The 17,908-nt window shown below is 39.8% G+C and carries 17 protein-coding genes; 6 read left to right on the top strand and 11 right to left on the bottom strand.

The genetic code is table 11. The features are described from left to right. From tsaE to LCM02_RS06610, 3 genes are read right to left on the bottom strand one after another with little or no spacing between them, the layout of a single operon-like run. A complete protein-coding gene (tsaE, locus tag LCM02_RS06620; RefSeq protein ID WP_224927535.1) occupies positions 1–408 on the bottom strand; it encodes a tRNA (adenosine(37)-N6)-threonylcarbamoyltransferase complex ATPase subunit type 1 TsaE in 408 nt (135 codons plus the stop codon). Between the two features lie 33 nt (positions 409–441). Further along, on the bottom strand, positions 442–1,161 hold the full coding sequence (locus LCM02_RS06615) for a YebC/PmpR family DNA-binding transcriptional regulator (protein WP_224927534.1): 720 nt from the start codon (positions 1,159–1,161) through the stop codon (positions 442–444). Positions 1,162–1,184: 23 nt separating this feature from the next. Next, a complete protein-coding gene (locus LCM02_RS06610) occupies positions 1,185–2,813 on the bottom strand; it encodes an acyl-CoA carboxylase subunit beta (protein ID WP_224927791.1) in 1,629 nt (542 codons plus the stop codon). A gap of 141 nt (positions 2,814–2,954) precedes the next feature. Between LCM02_RS06610 and LCM02_RS06605 the strand changes: the two genes are divergently transcribed. From LCM02_RS06605 to LCM02_RS06595, 3 genes are all read left to right on the top strand, one after another. Next, on the top strand, positions 2,955–3,485 hold the full coding sequence (locus tag LCM02_RS06605) for an NADPH-dependent FMN reductase (RefSeq protein WP_224927533.1): 531 nt from the start codon (positions 2,955–2,957) through the stop codon (positions 3,483–3,485). Between the two features lies 1 nt (position 3,486). Beyond that, entirely contained in the window at positions 3,487–3,927 is a 441-nt protein-coding gene (locus LCM02_RS06600; RefSeq protein WP_224927532.1) for a MarR family winged helix-turn-helix transcriptional regulator, read from the top strand. Between the two features lie 199 nt (positions 3,928–4,126). Next, positions 4,127–5,815 (top strand): histidinol-phosphatase HisJ family protein, encoded by a 1,689-nt coding sequence (locus LCM02_RS06595; RefSeq protein WP_224927531.1) that lies wholly within the window; start codon positions 4,127–4,129, stop codon positions 5,813–5,815. 6 nt (positions 5,816–5,821) lie between these two features. On the opposite strand, the gene LCM02_RS06590 is transcribed toward LCM02_RS06595, so the two are convergent. After that, positions 5,822–6,250 carry a VOC family protein gene (locus LCM02_RS06590; RefSeq protein ID WP_224927530.1) on the bottom strand — a complete coding sequence of 143 codons (429 nt, stop codon included), beginning with the start codon at positions 6,248–6,250 and terminating at the stop codon, positions 5,822–5,824. 202 nt (positions 6,251–6,452) lie between these two features. Here LCM02_RS06590 and LCM02_RS06585 point away from each other — a divergent pair, with 202 nt between their 5' ends. Genes LCM02_RS06585 through LCM02_RS06575 form a run of 3 tightly spaced genes read left to right on the top strand, consistent with a single transcriptional unit; the run spans position 6,453 to position 8,787 of the window. Then, the gene (locus LCM02_RS06585) at positions 6,453–6,773 is read left to right on the top strand and encodes a Dabb family protein (protein ID WP_224927529.1); all 321 of its coding nucleotides are present in this window, start codon (positions 6,453–6,455) and stop codon (positions 6,771–6,773) included. 17 nt (positions 6,774–6,790) lie between these two features. Next, the gene (locus tag LCM02_RS06580; protein ID WP_224927528.1) at positions 6,791–8,188 is read left to right on the top strand and encodes a M20/M25/M40 family metallo-hydrolase; all 1,398 of its coding nucleotides are present in this window, start codon (positions 6,791–6,793) and stop codon (positions 8,186–8,188) included. An 8-nt stretch (positions 8,189–8,196) separates the two neighbouring features. Next, positions 8,197–8,787, top strand: coding sequence for a hypothetical protein (locus LCM02_RS06575; protein WP_224927527.1), 591 nt, complete (start codon positions 8,197–8,199; stop codon positions 8,785–8,787). 75 nt (positions 8,788–8,862) lie between these two features. On the opposite strand, the gene ftcD is transcribed toward LCM02_RS06575, so the two are convergent. The 7 genes from ftcD to LCM02_RS06540 all read right to left on the bottom strand — a co-directional run bounded on the left by ftcD (position 8,863) and on the right by LCM02_RS06540 (position 17,902). After that, the gene (gene ftcD / locus LCM02_RS06570; protein WP_224927526.1) at positions 8,863–10,557 is read right to left on the bottom strand and encodes a glutamate formimidoyltransferase; all 1,695 of its coding nucleotides are present in this window, start codon (positions 10,555–10,557) and stop codon (positions 8,863–8,865) included. Positions 10,558–10,767: 210 nt separating this feature from the next. Beyond that, positions 10,768–10,950, bottom strand: coding sequence for a YgaP family membrane protein (locus LCM02_RS06565; protein ID WP_224927525.1), 183 nt, complete (start codon positions 10,948–10,950; stop codon positions 10,768–10,770). A gap of 31 nt (positions 10,951–10,981) precedes the next feature. Next, positions 10,982–11,287, bottom strand: a complete 306-nt coding sequence (locus LCM02_RS06560) for a hypothetical protein (protein ID WP_224927524.1) — start codon at positions 11,285–11,287, stop codon at positions 10,982–10,984. Positions 11,288–11,292: 5 nt separating this feature from the next. Next, positions 11,293–14,499 (bottom strand): efflux RND transporter permease subunit, encoded by a 3,207-nt coding sequence (locus tag LCM02_RS06555; RefSeq protein WP_224927523.1) that lies wholly within the window; start codon positions 14,497–14,499, stop codon positions 11,293–11,295. Positions 14,500–14,505: 6 nt separating this feature from the next. Beyond that, positions 14,506–15,594, bottom strand: a complete 1,089-nt coding sequence (locus LCM02_RS06550; RefSeq protein WP_224927522.1) for an efflux RND transporter periplasmic adaptor subunit — start codon at positions 15,592–15,594, stop codon at positions 14,506–14,508. Between the two features lie 9 nt (positions 15,595–15,603). Next, complete coding sequence (locus LCM02_RS06545; RefSeq protein ID WP_224927521.1) at positions 15,604–16,935, bottom strand: TolC family protein; 1,332 nt, start codon at positions 16,933–16,935, stop codon at positions 15,604–15,606. 190 nt (positions 16,936–17,125) lie between these two features. Then, positions 17,126–17,902: a TerC family protein gene (locus LCM02_RS06540; protein WP_224927520.1), complete on the bottom strand. Its 777-nt coding sequence runs from the start codon at positions 17,900–17,902 to the stop codon at positions 17,126–17,128. Positions 17,903–17,908 lie beyond the last annotated feature (6 nt).

Below are 17,908 nucleotides of genomic sequence, written 5' to 3'. Positions count from 1 at the left end.
TTAGCTGATTTCTATAGTGCGGCTGTTATCCTTGTTAATGGTCAATTTAATAACATCCGACTCTAAAGGTAATAAATTTTGAACTTTGTCCGGCCATTCGATGAAACACCAGGCGCCACTGTCAAGGTATTCTTCAATACCCATATCAAAAGCTTCTTCTTCATCTTCTATTCTGTAAAAATCAAAATGATATACCGTTTCTCCGGTGTTCGATAGATATTCATTAACCAGAGAGAAGGTAGGTGAACTGGTTACATCATTTACTTCTAATTGTTTGGATATTTCCTTGATCAATGTCGTTTTTCCACTTCCCATTGGGCCATCAAACAACAAAATTCTTGATTTACAGTTCTTTAAAACCCATTGGGCTGCATGGCTGATCTTATCTAAGTTATACTTTTGCTTCATTGCAACAAATAGCTCTTAATCAAACTTGTAGGGTTAATTTAGTTCCATGGAGTGATAAACATTTTGAACGTCATCTTCTTCTTCCAAACGCTCAAGAAGTTTTTCAACATCTGCCTGCTCATCTTCACTGAGTTTTTTGGTTGTTGTTGGAATTCGCTCAAATCCAGAAGACAAAATTTCAAGCTCATTCTCCTCAAGATATTTTTGAATCGCTCCAAATTGCTCAAAAGGTGCATAGATCAGAATTCCATCTTCATCCTCAAAAACTTCTTCAACATCATAATCAATAAGTTCAAGCTCAAACTCTTCCAGATCCATTTTCAACCCCTCCGCATTGATTCTGAAGTTACAGGTATGATCAAACATAAAAACAACGGATCCTGACGTTCCAAAGGTGCCGTCACATTTATTAAAGGCCGCCCTCACATTGGCCACCGTCCGATTATTGTTATCCGTGGCGGTTTCAACTAAAATGGCAATTCCGTGGGGTGCATATCCCTCAAAAAGTACCTCCTTGTAATTCGCGGTATTTTTATCACTCGCTTTTTTTATGGCACGCTCAACATTATCCTTTGGCATATTTGCAGCCTTGGCATTTTGAATAACGGCTCTTAAACGAGAATTGGTATCGGGGTTGGGACCGCCTTCTTTAACAGCCATCACTATATCCTTTCCAATTCTGGTAAATGTTTTAGCCATTGCGGACCAACGTTTCATTTTTCGGGCCTTCCTGAATTCGAATGCTCTTCCCATATTATTCTGTAAAAATTGTGTTATTAAACTTGTATCACACCAAGGTTAAATGGTTTTTCTATCGGTGCCTGATCAGCAGCCTTTATACCCATGCTGATCCAATGTCGGGTATCCTTCGGATCGATAATGGCATCGGTCCATAACCTTGAAGCGGCATAATAAGGAGAAACCTGCTCCTTATAACGCTGGGTAATGGTCTGGAGAATTTCGTTTTCTTTTTCCTTGGTAATTTTCTGACCTTGTTTTTTTAAAGTTGCCGTCTCTATCTGTAAGAGGACCTTTGCGGCTTGTTCGCCGCCCATGACTGCAAGTTCGGCACTTGGCCATGCAACAATCAGTCTGGGGTCATAGGCTTTTCCACACATTGCGTAATTTCCGGCACCATAACTATTCCCAATGATCACTGTGAATTTAGGAACAACTGAATTACTCACCGCATTCACCATTTTTGCACCGTCCTTTATAATTCCTCCGTGCTCTGATTTACTTCCAACCATAAAACCCGTTACATCCTGGAGAAAAACCAATGGGATTTTTTTCTGATTACAATTCGAAATAAACCTTGTTGCCTTATCGGCACTGTCAGAATATATAACTCCTCCAAACTGCATTTCTCCCTTTGCATTTTTCAGAACCTTACGCTGATTGGCCACAATTCCAACGGCCCATCCATCGATTCTTGCATAGGCACAAATGAGAGTCTTTCCATAATTCGCTTTATACTCCTGCATTTCAGAGTTGTCAACCATGCATCGAATGATCTTTTTCATATCATACTGGGCAGACCTTTCTTTAGGAAGTAATCCAAAAACGTTTGAAATGTTATCCCTGGGATTCTGCGGGTCGATACGGTTAAAACCTGCAGATTCCGAATCTCCTATTTTATCGATGATGTTAATGATCGTCTTCAGGGCATCCTTGTCATCTTTGGCTTTATAATCGCAAACTCCTGAAATCTCGGTATGTGTAGTCGCACCTCCTAATTTTTCATTCTCAATCAATTCACCTATTGCTGCTTTTACCAGGTAGCTTCCCGCAAGAAAAATACTTCCGGTTTTATCTACGATTATTGACTCATCGCTCATAATCGGCAAATAGGCGCCCCCGGCTACACAACTTCCCATAACCGCAGCTATCTGGGTGATCCCCATACTGCTCATAATGGCATTATTTCTAAAAATCCTGCCAAAATGTTCTTTATCAGGAAAAATTTCATCCTGCATCGGCAGAAAAACTCCTGCACTATCCACGAGGTAGATAATAGGAAGTTTGTTTTCCATGGCGATTTCCTGAGCCCTGAGGTTTTTCTTTGCTGTGATGGGAAACCAGGCTCCAGCTTTTACCGTTGCATCATTAGCTACAACAATACATTGTTTACCTTTGATAAAACCTATTTTGACTACAACGCCTCCAGCGGGACATCCACCTTGGTCCTTGTACATTCCTTCTCCCGCAAAAGCTCCAATTTCAATGGCATTTTCAGGTTGATCAAAAAGAAAGTCAATTCGTTCCCTGGCAGACATTTTTCCTGCGGCATGGAGTTTTGCTATTCTTCCATCTCCGCCACCTTTATGCACTCTCGAAAGTTTTTTTCGTAATTGAGAGGTTAGCAATTTGTTGTGATCTTCATTAATATTGAAGTTGAGATCCATCTTTTTCAATCTGATTAGAGGGCTAAAATACAAAATACGCATCAATAATAATTAAAAATATACCATGTAAATATATACCATGGTAAATATTTAAAATAATTGTTTATCTTTGCATCATTAACAAAATTGAAACAGAAAAAAATGAAAAAAGTATTGACTATTGGTGGGAGCAGCAGTAAGGCTTCCATAAACAAGAAACTTGCAGAATACACGGGGCAAATGATCAAGGATGTTGAATTAAATCACATTGATCTAAATGATTATGAGCTTCCTTTGTTTTCAATAGATATAGAAAAGGAGTCGGGTTTTCCGGATGACCTGGTAAGATTGAATAATCAAGTGGAATCGTCTGACGGATTCGTAGTTTCACTTGCAGAGCATAATGGTGCTTACAGCGCCGCCTTTAAAAATGCTTTTGATTGGTTATCAAGAATGGAATCTAAAGTCTGGAGAAATAAGCCAATGCTCTTGCTTAGTACATCTCCCGGAGCAAGGGGAGGGCAGTCAGTTATGGAAATAGCACTCAGCAGATTTCCACGTAACGGAGGAAACATTATTGGTTATTCTACTTTTCCGTCATTCAATGAAAATTTTGTGGATGGAGAAATAGTAAACCCCGTGCTCAAGGAAAAAATTAAAGGACTGGTTTCGGATTTCTCAGAAAGTCTTTGATATGGGAGATTTTGCCAAAGAAATAAATTCCTCATTCTCCAGCGATCGTTTAAAAGCCTTGCTGAATATCAAATATACCTCAAACTGGCTCGATCAAATAGGAACCGAAATATTGAAACCATTTAATATTTCAGAGCAACAATACAATATTTTGAGAATTCTCAGAGGATCGCAAAAGGAGATTTCAGTAAATCAGGTGAAGCAAAGAATGATTCAGAAATCGCCTAACTCGACGAGATTAATGGATAAACTCTGCGAGAAGAAATTGATAGTAAGAACAAGATGTGAAAATGACAGGAGGGTCGTTTATGTTAAAATATCGGACAAAGGGTTAAAACTTCTCGATACTATCGATATGTCCGAATTTGATAAATATATTAGTAGGTTATCGGAAACTGAGGCTGCTAAACTAAATGAGTTACTGGATAAAATAAGAGGTTAGAAGTTAAAACTATTTGATGGAATTCCTATCTTCATGAGCTATTGATTTACCAAATTATACGTTGGATTATAAAATTATTCGTAACAAGAAGATTTTAACACTTTAAATAGTTCAAATTTATGTTCAATTCAATATTTATTTTGCATTGCAATTCTTATGTTTGCACCGATAAGCAAAAGTAATTATCGGAAAAGTCGAAATGAAGAAACTCAACGATTTTATTTGGGAAACACATGGGATACATGCCGGGACCGAGAATGATCATGTGAAACATGGAATTGATAAACTGGAAGATATTGTAGACAAGGCTATTGAACAAAATCATCCAAGCATTACGTTTATCATTCATTCTCCTCGTCTGACCAATTTCAGATATCTCGCGGAAAGAGACACGAACATAAAGTTTATACGTGGAGACAGGTCTTATATCAATTATCCAAAGCGCATTGCAAATCTTAGAAAAAAGTACGCGGACAAGATCAATATAAAGTATGGAGTTGAACTTGAATGGATGGGCCCTGACCTTGGACTTTTGTGGAGTCGATCTAAAATATTTCAGGCAGAGGACGCTGATTTTGTAATTGGATCGGTGCATTTTGCTCCGGAAGGTCTGCCTTATGACGGATCAAAGGAAGAAGCTCTTGAGTTATTGAAATTGCGAGGTTCCCTTGAGGCCTACTGGAACGGATATATTAACGAAATGATCGAAATGATTGAATGTTTCGGTGATATGATACAAGTGGTAGGCCACATAGACCTTCCTAAATTAAATGTTGAGGTTCCCGAGGTTTTGAAGAATTTTGAAACCAGTTCTCATCCTTTGGCCAATAAATTTAGAACATTACTGGAGATCATTGCAGACAGGGACCTGGCCCTTGATGTGAATATGGCGGGGGATTTTAAGGGCGTTGGCGTTTATCCGTCACAGAATATTTTAAAGAGGGCCCTTGAATTACAAATTCCAGTATCCGTGGGAACTGATACCCACCATGTGCGCTATTACGGTATTAATTTTAGAGAAAGCCTGGAATACATTTATAAGGCGGGTTACGAGCAGTATGTGAGTTTTTCGAAGTTGATTCCTGAAAAAAGAACCATTTTTGACGATCACGAACTTAAGGTGAAGTACACCATTTTGAACAAGGGTATTGAACTTTTGAATCAACGTTTTCATCACGGAAGCAGAAGAATAATTCCAGACTTTTCATTCGGAGGATCATTTTCGGAATTTATTGATATTTACAAGAATGCTACCGGAATGGGGGATTATAATGCGGTCCGAATCAGAAAAGGAAATAAATCGATAACCGTATCCAATGAAACTCCCGTCGCGAGTAAAAATAACGTGCAGGGTTTATTTTCCAAGCATCTTGATCGACCCGGTGTTTTATCTTCTCTTTTCAATTCACTGGCTTCAGAAGGGGTAAACGTTGAAACAGCCAGGCTGCATTCCAATAATGACGGTACTGCTGTCGCCTGGTTGACACTTGAACAGGATAATGGAAATGTAAAAAATGCGATCGATTTTGTATATGGTACAGATCAGTCGACCTTTTTGGAACTTTCTCATAAGGAGAAAACCCAATTGCCTAATTTTTACGGAGAGGGAGTTTATTTGTATGAGATGGATGGCGTTGAGTTAAAAATAGCCTTAAGCTCAAAGATGATTCTTACAAAACATGAAAATTCCCCTGGGGTTCTATTGATTCTTTTATCTGCACTGGCCTCAAAAAATATCAATATTATTGATTTGAGATTGGGAAAAAGAAACAAGATTGGTTATTCGGCACTGGCCATTGACGGGGATTCAAACGTTATTAGAAATTTGCTTGATAAATTGGGAGAGCAATACTACGAAGCAAACCTTGTAGAATTTCACAGTATGTAATTTTTGTCAGGTTGCGAATAGCTTCGTTGGATCTTTAAAGGATTTAAATTCCAAAGCGTTTCCCTCAGGGTCGAGAAAAAACATGGTAGCCTGCTCACCGGGCTTTCCTTCAAATCTAATATAGGGTTCAATAATAAATTCAATTCCTTTATGGCGAAGGGAATCTTTTAACCCGTGCCACTTTTCCCATTCAAGTACAACTCCAAAATGGGGGACCGGAACGTCATGTCCGTCAACAGGATTGGAGCTTTTCTTATGTTTTTCCTCAGCAGCAGGTTTTTGATGAATCACAAGCTGGTGGCCAAAAAAATCGAAATCTACCCAGTGAGTATCACTTCTCCCTTCCCTGCACCCAAGTACCTTTCCGTAAAAATTTCTGCATAATTCAAGGTCCTGGACAGGGATAGCAAGATGGAATGGGGTTAAACTACTCATAATCATAAGTTTTAATAAAGGTGGGTTCCCGGCAATTGTAATTGGACCCAGAGCAGTAAATATAGGCAATTGAACAGAACATCTCAAAGGGATTCATTTCGATTTTGATTTCCTGATCTTATGCCGGAATACCAATATCTTTTTTTTCTTCAATACTTTTTTCGGAAATTGGAACCTTCGAAAATTAAAGACCATTGTATTCATGTCAAATGAAACATCAGCAAAAGTGCTTCGGCATGTAGTATTGTTAAAATTTAAAGAAAAAGTATCCAAAGATTCCATTTTCGAGGCTGAACAGTCTTTTTTGTATGCCATAGATCGAATCGGAGCAATAAAAGACTTTGAATGGGGACTGAACAGTTCTCCCGAAGGATTAAACAAGGGATTTACTCATGCTTTTGTTCTTACATTTAAAGATGATAAAAGCAGGGACGCTTATTTGCCGCATCCTGAGCATTTGAAGTTTGTCAAACAATTAAAACCAAAGGTTGATGATGTTCTGGTTATCGATTATTGGACCTAATAAAAAGAATCATATTTATGAAGTTAAGATCATTTTTTTCTGCGTTTCTTCTGGTTTTGGCGGCGAATGCGCAAAACGATGAAGAAATTATTAAGAATATTTATGCCAATTCCCTGACAAAAGGAATGAGTTATCAATGGCTGGATCATCTTTCCAATGAAATAGGAGGGAGGCTTTCAGGTTCTAAAGGAGCTCATGATGCCGTGGAATATACAAAAGCTGAATTAGAAAGCATTGGCCTTGACAAGGTTTGGCTGCAACCTGTTATGGTGCCCTACTGGATCCGGGGTGAAAAGGAGACGGGATATTTTTTAACAAACGGAAATCGTCACGAAATGAATATTTGCGCCTTGGGAGGGTCTGTAGCCACACCCGAACAAGGTACGGAGGGCCAGGTAATTGAGGTGCATGGGATAAATGAAATGAAAGACCTTGGAGCAGAAATGATCAAAGGAAAGATTGTATTTTTTAATCGGCCGATGGAACCTACTTTGATTCACACATTTCAGGCTTACGGAGGATGTGTGGATCAAAGGTATGCGGGGGCCATGGAAGCGGGAAAGCTTGGGGCGAAAGGGGTGATCGTGCGATCGATGACACTGCGCTTGGACAACTATCCGCATACAGGAGCCATGACCTATGGAGATTTACCCGTTGAAAAAAGGGTTCCGTCTGCTGCGATAAGCACAAGGGATGCTGAAGCGCTGAGCGCGGCTTTGAAGAAGGATCCCGGTTTAACGATTAACTTTAGACAGCGTTGCGAGAAGTTGGAGGATGTTGAATCATTTAATGTAATTGGCGAGATTACAGGTAGCGAATTCCCAAATGAAATTATTATCGTTGGTGGCCATCTTGATTCCTGGGATTTGGGTGATGGATCTCATGACGACGGGGCGGGGGTTGTCCAGTCGATGGAAGTTTTGAGGATGTTAAAGCAGGCAGGAATTGAACCAAAAAGAACCATTAGGGTAGTTTTGTTTATGAACGAAGAGAATGGTTTAAGGGGTGGAAGAAAATATGCAGAAGTTGCAAAATCGAAAAATGAACATCATATTATGGCCCTGGAGAGCGATTCAGGAGGATTTACGCCTCGAGGATTTTCGTTTGATTGCAGTGATGAAGAATTTGAACAGATCAAATCCTGGGAACCTCTTTTTAAGCCCTATCTGATCCATTATTTTGAAAAGGGAGGAAGTGGAGCAGATATTGGCCCGTTAAAGACTGAAGGAATGGTTTTGGCTGGTTTAAGGCCTGATTCTCAAAGATATTTTGATCATCATCATACCAGTATTGATACCTTTGATGCGGTTAATAAAAGAGAACTTGAACTCGGTGCGGCCACCATGACCTCATTAATTTATCTTTATGATAAATACGGTTTGAAGAATCAGCTTCAGTTACCTATAAAAAATTAATATCTTGTATGAAAAATAAGTTTTTAATCAGTTTTATCCTAAGTTTTCATTTCTTTATGACCCAGGCACAAAATAATAGCATGGACTTACCTTATTATGAAATTCCCGAGGCCTCTGAAAATTATACGGGAGGTACAGTTCTTGCCAGAATGGTTGATGGTCTTGGATTTCGATATTATTGGGCCAGTGAAGGGTTAAGGGATCAAGATCTTGTTTACAGGCCTTCTGAGGAGGCGAGAACAACAGAAGAAACTATAGATCATATCTTGAACCTCTCTTATGTCATACTAAATTCAGCTTTGAACCAAGTGAATGAAGGAAATGATTTTACAAACATGACTTTTGATGAAAAGCGAAAACTTACACTGAATAATTTGAAAACGGCTGCTGATATTTTCAGGGAAAGTGAGGATCTCGACGAATTTAATATCGTTTTTAAAGGCAGGTCCGGATCGAAAACGTATCCTTTATGGAATCAGATCAACGGACCTATAGCTGATGCCATATGGCATTGCGGACAGGTTGCTTCCTTTCGTCGCTCATCGGGAAATCCGTTTAACGGCAAGGCCAGTGTATTCCTTGGCAAACTGAGAGAATGAATTTAATCAATTTTCTTTACCACTTTTAAATCCTTCCACTGTTGATTTAAGAGAATTAAAAATTTGAAATAACTCTTAAATTCGGGTATCAATAATCGAGATAACGTCCTTTTCAACTTTGAGAGTCTTGTGATAGATTTCTTCGGCTCGTGAAAGGATATCTTTAACAAAATCCGTATCCTTAATGTCTTTTGCGTTGATCCTGACATTAAAATAGGCACCTAAAACAGCGGTCCTTGCACACAAGATCCCGACCCCTGCATCCGAAAGCGAATTCGGAAGGCCATCTGATATCATAGCCTGCATAACTTCCATAGAGTCAAAGGCAGTCTGCATTACCTGAAATGGAATTTCGGTTGCGTATTTTGTGGCATCTTCAACAGCCTGAAGGCGCAGCTTTTTCTCTTCTTCAGTGCCCTTGGGCATCCTGAAAGCTGCAATTATTTGATTAAAAGAATTGGTATCTTCATCAACCAGATACAGGAGCCGGTCTTTATACTGCTGACCCTTTTCAGCCCATTTAGAAAAAAAGGACCATTTTTCATCCCATCCTGCCTTGTGGGCAGAAAGGTTCGCTACCATAGTACCGAGAGAAACTCCCAGTGCGCCAACATAAGCAGAAATTGAACCTCCTCCGGGAGCCATCGATTCACTAGCCGTTTCTTCCGCCAAATCTCCGGCGCTAAGGTCGATCAACTTCTTTTCATTTGTCCGATCAAGAAGGTATTCTATGATTTTTTCATCTGGATTAAAGGGTTTCAGGTCGTCCAATCCAAGAGACTTTACAGCTATTTTTATTTTTTCGCTTTCTGCTATTCCGAGAGAACGCTCTTGTTTCTTCAGATAAAAGTCAGCTGCATCAAGCATGGCCTGCAAGGGTATTAACCCAACAAGTTCGGATCCTGTAACTCGGAGCCCTCTCTTATCTGCTGCCTTACAAGTTTCGTCAAAAGCTTCATGCATCGAGGTGATGCTTATATTTGTAAGGTTGTACGAAATCTGTGCAATTCCATACTCTTCTATATACCAGCCAATGCCTTTCACGGCCTTCAATTTCCCGGGAATTCTTACCGGTTCTCCCTTGGCATCCAAAACTTTTTTACCCGTAGCGGGGTTTCCCTCCCTTTTGATTCTCCCTGCCTCTCTGATGTCAAAAGCTATGGCATTCGCTCTTCTTGTTGAAGTTGTGTTCAAATTTACATTGTAAGCAATGAGAAAATCTCTTGCCGAAATGGCCGTAGCACCTGAAGCGGCCACTGAATCGTTAAATTCATCAGGCCCAAAATCGGGTTTCCAGTTTTTATCTTTGAACTTGTCCTTCAAACCTTCATATTCTCCGGACCGGCAGTTTGCCAGGTTTACACGATCTTCTTTTTTAGCTGCTTTTTCATAGAAATATCCCGGAATTCCAAGTTCTTTTCCCACACGTTCACCGAGTTGATGGGCAAATTTGGCTGTCTCCTCCAGGCTTATGCCCGAAATGGGTACAAGAGGGCAAACATCAGTAGCGCCAAACCTGGGATGCTCACCAGAATGCTTTGACATGTCTATCAGTTCAGCAGCTTTTTTGATTAACCTAAAAGCTGATTCAATAACCTGTTCAGGTTCTCCCACAAAGGTGATCACCGTTCTGTTAGTGGCTTTACCCGGATCCACGTCCAGAAGTTTAATGCCCTCTACAGATTCTACCACAGCAGCTATTTCATTGATTTTATGAATATCTCGTCCTTCACTAATGTTTGGAACACATTCTATTAACCTTTTTTCCATGTCAATTGATTTGATATGCCAAATTTAGGAATTGCGGTTACAACACAAGTTAAAAATTCACAGAAAATCGCAATATTTTTCTCAATTAAATTTGAAGCATATTGCAGGGTCCTTTGGAAATCAAAATTTAATCCCAATACGATATTTCAGCCCCTACTTCGTATTGGATTTGAAATACTGCTTATGGGGTGAATTTAGAAAACGCGAGAATCATTTTACTCCCAACTTTTTCAGAATCACCGACATCAGGCACCAGTTTGTGAATCCTGATTGCAGAAGATTGGCCCCTACAAATGCTGTGAACCAAATCCAGTTGGGGTTTACAAAATGAGCCAGTGCGAGACTTATGAGGATGAATGTACCGGCTATGCTGTTGATATATCTATGTATCATAATTTTATATTTTAATTGTACTCACTTATGCCTAGCGAAAAGTCTCTATGCTTAAAACTGCAGCTTTTAGAGGGTTGTCGCTTTCTAATTTATGATTGAATTCATCGAGTTTATTTAAAAAGCCATTTACGTCTGTTTCATTTGCAAAACTGAAAAACAGCACAGACTTCACATTTTCGGAAGAACCCGAAAACCAGTTGTCCTGAATACTTCTTTCATCAAGACTTTTAAACCCATTGATATCGGCGTGGCTAAATGCTTTTATACCTGATTCTTTTAACAATTTCGCAGCCTCTTTTTGATAAGATTTAACTGCAGTAACCAGAAGTAGTTTCATGTTCTTTAGTTTTTAGATTTAAATTTTGATCTTTCCAGATAATAATAGATCAGAGGGACCGCAAGTAAGGTCAGGAAGGTTGAAAAAATGGTTCCTCCCAGAAGTGAGATGGCAAGGCCTTGAAAAATGGGGTCAAATAACATGACCACGGCTCCGATAACCACCGTTCCTGCCGTAAGCAAAATCGGTGTTGTTCTCACTGCCCCGGCCTCAATGACAGCTTGCCTCAGACCGATACCTTCCTCAATTCTCAGGTTGATAAAGTCAACGAGCAAGACTGAATTTCTGACCATGATCCCTGCAAGTGCTATAAGGCCAATCATGGAAGTTGCCGTAAAGTAGGCGTCAAAAACCCAATGCCCCAAAATAATACCTACCAAAGAGAGAGGTATGGCTATGAGCATGACAATCGGCGACCTGAAGCTTTGGAACCATCCTACCAGAAGCATATAAATAATGATAACCACCACGGCAAAGGCAGCCCCAAGATCACGGAACACCTCAAAGGTGATCTGCCATTCTCCGTCCCATTTCACTGTATAGTCATCAGTATTACCGGGCTGTTGATTCCATTCCTCCTTAAGTTCATATCCTTCAGGCATCTTTATATCCCTTAATCTATCAGACAAACTCAATAAAGCGTAGACAGGACTTTCAAGGTTTCCGGCCATGTCAGCCGTTACATAAACAACTCTTCGCTGATTTTTTCTCATTATGCTTTTTTCAATCGTGTCCTCTTTTACCTGGACCAGATCCCCAATTGGAATGGCCTGGCCCTGATTTGAAAGTACTTTAAACTGAAGAAGATCCTGAACTGAACCAATCTCCTTATCCTCAAATTTCAACACAATTCCCACGTCACTGTTGGAATGATCTCTGTACAACTTGCCAATGGGTTGATTGGACAAGGACATTTGCATGGTATTCACGATTTGCTGCGGACTGATTCCGTAGATCATTGATTTCTCTTTATCGATCATGAATTTGTACTCAGTCTGATCGGCTTCGATCATCCAGTCAATGTCCACGACATCATCAGTTGTTCCAAAATGATCTTTTAACTGGCGCGCTATATTTATCTGTTCCTTATGATCCGGCCCGTAAACTTCGGCTACTAAGGTTGAAAGCACAGGAGGGCCTGGCGGAACCTCAACAATTTTAATATTTGCATTAAACTTTGATCCAATAGCCTGTATCCCAGGCCTGAATACTGTTGAGATATAATGACTCTGTTCCTTCCGATCACCCTTATCGATCAGGTTGACCTGAATGTCTGCCATGTTGTTCCCTATTCTTAGGTCATAATGACGAACCAGCCCGTTAAAGGTTATAGGGGAGGCGGTACCCGTATAGGATTGGTAGTGCTCTACATATTCACTTTCCCTGATGTATTGCATGATTTCCTTGGCTACCATGTCTGTTCTCTCCAATGTTGTTCCTTCAGGCATATCAATGATCACCTGAAATTCATTTTTATTGTCAAAAGGAAGCATTTTAACAGCTACTGATTTGGTCAGGAACATGGCCGAAGTAGCCAACAGCATTAGAATATTTATGCCAAAAAATGCAAAACGGTATATTTTGTTATCCAGCAGCGGATCCAGTGTCTTTCTGTAGACCTTATAAATTTTTGAGGATTCCAATGTTTTTGGCTTTTTCTTCTTCTCGTCAGAGGACTTATCCTTTTCTCTTAGAAATATGTAGCCCAGATAGGGAGTGATTGTTAAGGCCACAAAAAGCGAGATCAGCATGGCAATTGAAGCCCCGATAGGCATAGGGCTCATATAAGGACCCATAAGACCCGATACGAATGCCATAGGAAGTACCGCGGCTATAACTGTAAAAGTTGCCAGGATTGTTGGATTTCCAACCTCGTTTATAGCGTAAATTGCCGCCTGTTTAAAAGGAAGCCTTTTCATTTTAAAATGCCTGTGCATGTTTTCGGCGATGATAATGGAATCATCGACAACGATACCTGTTACAAAAACCAACGCGAATAAAGTGATTCGATTTAAGGTGTAATCCATAAAATAGTAGCTGAACAGGGTTAATGCAAAGGTTACAGGTACGGAAAGGAAGACCACAAGACCGCCTCTCCATCCCATGGCGAGCATCACCACAAGCGAAACAGAAATAATCGCAATGAACAAATGACTCAATAATTCGGATACTTTTTGTGAGGCCGTTGCACCATAGTTTCTTGAAACAGTAACCTGAACCTCATCAGGGATTAAGGTCTTTTTGAGCTCTTCAATTTTATCCAGAATTACTTTGGAAACCTTCATGGCATCTCCTCCCTTTTGTTTTCCAACAGATAGTGTAACCGCGTTGTAAAGGTCAGGATGCTGAATTCGATTATCAGAGGCTTTTCCGTATCCAAAATTAACATACTCCTTTGAGGATTCGGCTCCGTAATTAAGATGAGCTACCTGATGAAGATAAACCGGTTTGTTTTCATTGACACCTACAATAAGGTTTTCAACATCTTCGAGAGAATGAAGGAAATCACCAGTATGAATACTTAGTAGTTCATCGTTTTTATTGATGTTTCCTGATTTGGACTGAAGGTTACTTGCCTGGATCATCTGAGAGACACTCAGGATATCCAAATGGTTTTCGGCGAGTTTATCCTTATCAAGATATACACTTACTTCCTGACTTCTGCCTCCTATGATATTCGTAATAGCAACTCCCTTGACCATCTCAATCTCAGAGTTTACCTCCTCTACAAGCTGCTTTAGCTGAAAATCATCATAGGTATTGCTCCAAAAAGTAAGTCCAAGTACAGGTACATCGTCAATGGCCCGTGTTTTAACAAGGGGTAATTGAACCCCCTGGGGTATTTGGTCCATGTGCTTAATGATCTCATTATAGAGTTGAACAAAGGACCTTTCGAGATCTTCTCCAACATAGAACTGTACAATGAGCATTGCCTTACCATTCATAGAGGTGGAGTAAACGTACTCAACCCCTGGCAGGTTACTCACTATTTTTTCCAGTGGTTTAGCCACTTTAGACTCTATTTCCACGGGGGATGCCCCAGGGTACCCGACAAATATATCGGCAATGGGTACCTCAATTTGAGGTTCTTCCTCTCTGGGGATCAGGTAGGAGCTGTACACACCTATGATCATAAAAATGATCATCAGTAAAATGGTCAGTTTGGATTGTAAAAAGACCGAAGCTATTTTTCCTGCAAATCCTTTATCCATGATCTTCTATTTTATGTTGAGCCTTGCTCCGTTATACAATTTGCCTTCTGCTTTAACGATATATTCTTCACCTGGGGCCAGGCCAGACAGTACTTCAGAGAATTCACCATGGTTTTTACCTAGTTTTAACCAGCGCAAAATGGCGGTTCCCGAGGAAGAAACTGTATAAATTCCCTGGAGGTCTCCTTTCCTTACGATTGCGGAATTAGGTATAAGTACAGGCTGAAACATTTCATGGCATCCCTTAAAAGATGCCGACACAAACATCCCGCTGTATAATGAAGTTTTCTGATGTTTATCAAGCTTAATCTTTACAAGATATTGACCGCCTGAATTAAATGATGAGGTGCTGACTTCATCAACAATACCTAGAATATTTTGCCCTGAAGACTTGACCAGAACATTTACCTTGCTGTCAACTTTGATATATGAGATTTGACTTTCCGGAACCATTACTGCAGCAATATATTGTCCTGGTCTTTCCAAATTTAAAAGTGGAAACCCCGGTTTGGCCAAATCACCTTTTTTTACCGATTTAGAAGTTATTACACCGCTAAATGGAGCTTTAACATTGGAGTAAGACAACATGTCCTCAACCTCATTCCTTACTTTTACTGCCCCTTCCAACTGCGCTTTTGCAATTTCAAAATGAGTCTTAATTTCTTCGAGCTCCTTTTCAGAAGCACTGTTTTGATTGTAAAGATTCTGATAACGTTTTAAATCCTTCTCGGCCGAATTATAGCGTGCCTGTGCCTGTAGTACACCGGATTCAGCTTCGGCTTTCTTTGCCTGAACATCACTGTTGTTGATGTCTATCAAAGCATCACCTTTATGAACCTGCTGACCTACTTTTACATAAACCTTGGTCACATAACCCATTACTCTTGTACTGATTCTTGCAAATTCTTCAGCTTCAATTTGACCACTTGCATTAAAATAGCTCCCTTCGGAAGGTGATTCTGATTTTTCAATTTCAACCGTGACAGGGGCTTGAAGTTCTTGATCCCTATCTTTCTGATCTGAACAACTCAGTGAGATTATTCCCGTAAGAACGACAAGTGTAATAATTTTAAAATTTTGTATTGCTGGTTTCATGACGAATATTTATTGGGTTAAGAATTTTAGATAAACTTTTGAAAAATTGAAATTGAATATGGCTTGTGCGTATTCAAGTTCTTTTTCCTGATACTTGGTTTCTGCAAAAAGAAGATCCTTCGATTTTTCCAGACCTTCTTTGAATCTGTTATTGGTTATTCTATATGCCTCTTTTGATTGCTCAAGGGCCAGGCCTGAAAGCTCAATCTGTTTTTTAGCATCGTTTAATTGCCTCACTGCTTTTTTGACCTCAAGCGCACTTTCCTGGATGTATTTTTCTTTTTCAAGATTTACCTTTTCCAGTTGAGCTTTTTCCTGATGGATTTTTCCAATATTTTTGTAACCGCTGAAAATATCCCATGAAAGTTGAAGCCCCACGAGGTAATTATTTGCACCAAAGCCCATAAATGAGGCATCATTCCACTCGTAATTGGCAACCGCGTTTGCCCTTGGAATAAATTTCAGTTTTGAGGATTGAAGCTTTTGTTCCTGAGCCTCAACCGCATATTGCATGGCCAGAAGATCTTTCCTGTCCATATTCAAGGAATATTCATCCGCCGCATCCAGATCATTTATGATTAGGCCTTCGGTTGGTTTTAATATTTCTTTAGTTTCTTCACCTATTAGAAATGACAGGTATTCAGAAACATTTTTCATATGAGAATTTGCCAGTTGTAATTTGTGTTCAATCTCAGCCACCCTTACTTCCATGTTCAGATAGGAAGCATTTTGAATTAAACCCTGATCGAGATTATTTTTAGCCCAGTTTCGATTTTCCAATGCAGTTAATTTGGCCTGTTCCATAACTTCCACCGATTTTACCGCAAGCTGAAGTTGCATGTAGGTTCTTATAGCCTCCAGTTCAATATATTCTTCGGTTCTTTGAGACTGCAGTTCTGATGCCTGCAGGCTGAGATTTGCAGTTTTTCTTTCTTTCCATCCATCCACATTGATCAAGGGCTGCATCAATTCAATTCGAGTATTGAAGTTTTCTACATCTCCCGGATTGTTTAACAGATCAGGATCAAAATCTTCCGAACTAACATCTCTTTGAAGTAATTTAAAACCAAAGGCATGAAGCGGATTGTTTGTAAAGGTGCTTGTGTTGCTCAATCTGATCTGTGGCAACAATATGGCACTGGAACTTTCATATTGAGCCTTGGCATAAGCGTAATCCTGTTGGGAAATTTTAAGGCTTTTATTTTTATCCAGTGCCTTGGCCTTGACCTCTTCGAGACTTATAAGGTATGTAGTCTGTGCTCCGGCTTTTTGAAATGAAGCAAATGCTATTAATGCAAAAACACTTGCCAGTATCGATTTTTGTAACTCTATTTTGTGCATGGACTTATTTAATTATTTTCCTGCAAAATTAGAGTTGAGGGAACCTTGTAAAAGTAACATAAGGTACAGTAGCTGATCACAATTTGTTGTAATGGCTCTGTAGATTTGTCACTGTACAGAAGGTGTAATTAACGCACAATGGAAGTGTGACATTTATGCCGGCTATGCTTTAATAGGTTTAATACCGTCCTTATGCCTTGACCTGTTTCTTTCGCATTTTCATGTTAAGCGCTTCAACTCCCAGAGAAAAAGCGATGGCAAAATATAGGTAGCCTTTCGGGATGGCACCCACATGCTGTTTGAATATCACGGCCTGTGAAAGGTGGGCACTTTCGGTTACCAGCATAAATCCGATAAGAATTAAAAATGACAAAGCCAGCATCTGAACCGTAGGGTGTCTATTTACAAACTTGCCCACCGGAACTGCAAATATCATCATGATGATTATGGAAACAATAACAGCTGAGATCATAACGACCAGCGCACCATCGAGGCCATTGGTCATTCCAACTGCCGTCAGGACGGAATCAAATGAGAAGACAATGTCAATAACAACAATCTGAATGATAACCGAGGTCAAAGTAGATTTGACAGCATCGGTCCTGGTGGCACTGTGCTCTATGCCTTCAACCTTTTGATGAATTTCCCGGGTACTTTTGTAAAGGAGGAAAAAACCACCTCCCAGTAAAATTAAGCTCTGTCCGGAAACAGAGGCTTGAAACCATGAAAGGTTGACTGAAAACAACGGATCTTTCATTGCAATGATATAGGATACCCCCATGAGTAGCAAAATCCTGAAAACCATGGCCAGCAATAAACCAATATTGGTTGCCTTTCTAATTTGATGCTTCGGTAATTTGCCCGCAGTTAATGATATAAAGATTATATTATCTATTCCTAAAATGATTTCCAGAAAAGTAAGGGTGAAAAATGCGACCCATGTATCGATATGCGTAAAAATTTCCATAATTTA

The sequence above is a fragment of the Lutimonas saemankumensis genome (assembly GCF_020171465.1).
Classification (GTDB): domain Bacteria; phylum Bacteroidota; class Bacteroidia; order Flavobacteriales; family Flavobacteriaceae; genus Lutimonas; species Lutimonas saemankumensis.
Note: the sequence above shows the minus strand (reverse complement) of the source record. Positions and strands in the feature narration are given on the sequence as shown.

What these genes read in the sequence shown, in the direction of transcription:
- LCM02_RS06575 (WP_224927527.1), top strand. Translation starts at nt 8,197, where the DNA reads ATGAAAAATAAGTTTTTAATCAGTTTTATCCTAAGTTTTCATTTCTTT.
- LCM02_RS06585 (WP_224927529.1), top strand. Translation starts at nt 6,453, where the DNA reads ATGTCAAATGAAACATCAGCAAAAGTGCTTCGGCATGTAGTATTGTTA.
- LCM02_RS06560 (WP_224927524.1), bottom strand. Translation starts at nt 11,287, where the DNA reads ATGAAACTACTTCTGGTTACTGCAGTTAAATCTTATCAAAAAGAGGCT.
- LCM02_RS06540 (WP_224927520.1), bottom strand. Translation starts at nt 17,902, where the DNA reads ATGGAAATTTTTACGCATATCGATACATGGGTCGCATTTTTCACCCTT.
- LCM02_RS06565 (WP_224927525.1), bottom strand. Translation starts at nt 10,950, where the DNA reads ATGATACATAGATATATCAACAGCATAGCCGGTACATTCATCCTCATA.
- ftcD (WP_224927526.1), bottom strand. Translation starts at nt 10,557, where the DNA reads ATGGAAAAAAGGTTAATAGAATGTGTTCCAAACATTAGTGAAGGACGA.
- LCM02_RS06590 (WP_224927530.1), bottom strand. Translation starts at nt 6,250, where the DNA reads ATGAGTAGTTTAACCCCATTCCATCTTGCTATCCCTGTCCAGGACCTT.
- LCM02_RS06580 (WP_224927528.1), top strand. Translation starts at nt 6,791, where the DNA reads ATGAAGTTAAGATCATTTTTTTCTGCGTTTCTTCTGGTTTTGGCGGCG.
- LCM02_RS06545 (WP_224927521.1), bottom strand. Translation starts at nt 16,935, where the DNA reads ATGCACAAAATAGAGTTACAAAAATCGATACTGGCAAGTGTTTTTGCA.
- LCM02_RS06600 (WP_224927532.1), top strand. Translation starts at nt 3,487, where the DNA reads ATGGGAGATTTTGCCAAAGAAATAAATTCCTCATTCTCCAGCGATCGT.
- LCM02_RS06550 (WP_224927522.1), bottom strand. Translation starts at nt 15,594, where the DNA reads ATGAAACCAGCAATACAAAATTTTAAAATTATTACACTTGTCGTTCTT.
- tsaE (WP_224927535.1), bottom strand. Translation starts at nt 408, where the DNA reads ATGAAGCAAAAGTATAACTTAGATAAGATCAGCCATGCAGCCCAATGG.
- LCM02_RS06595 (WP_224927531.1), top strand. Translation starts at nt 4,127, where the DNA reads ATGAAGAAACTCAACGATTTTATTTGGGAAACACATGGGATACATGCC.
- LCM02_RS06615 (WP_224927534.1), bottom strand. Translation starts at nt 1,161, where the DNA reads ATGGGAAGAGCATTCGAATTCAGGAAGGCCCGAAAAATGAAACGTTGG.
- LCM02_RS06610 (WP_224927791.1), bottom strand. Translation starts at nt 2,813, where the DNA reads ATGGATCTCAACTTCAATATTAATGAAGATCACAACAAATTGCTAACC.
- LCM02_RS06555 (WP_224927523.1), bottom strand. Translation starts at nt 14,499, where the DNA reads ATGGATAAAGGATTTGCAGGAAAAATAGCTTCGGTCTTTTTACAATCC.
- LCM02_RS06605 (WP_224927533.1), top strand. Translation starts at nt 2,955, where the DNA reads ATGAAAAAAGTATTGACTATTGGTGGGAGCAGCAGTAAGGCTTCCATA.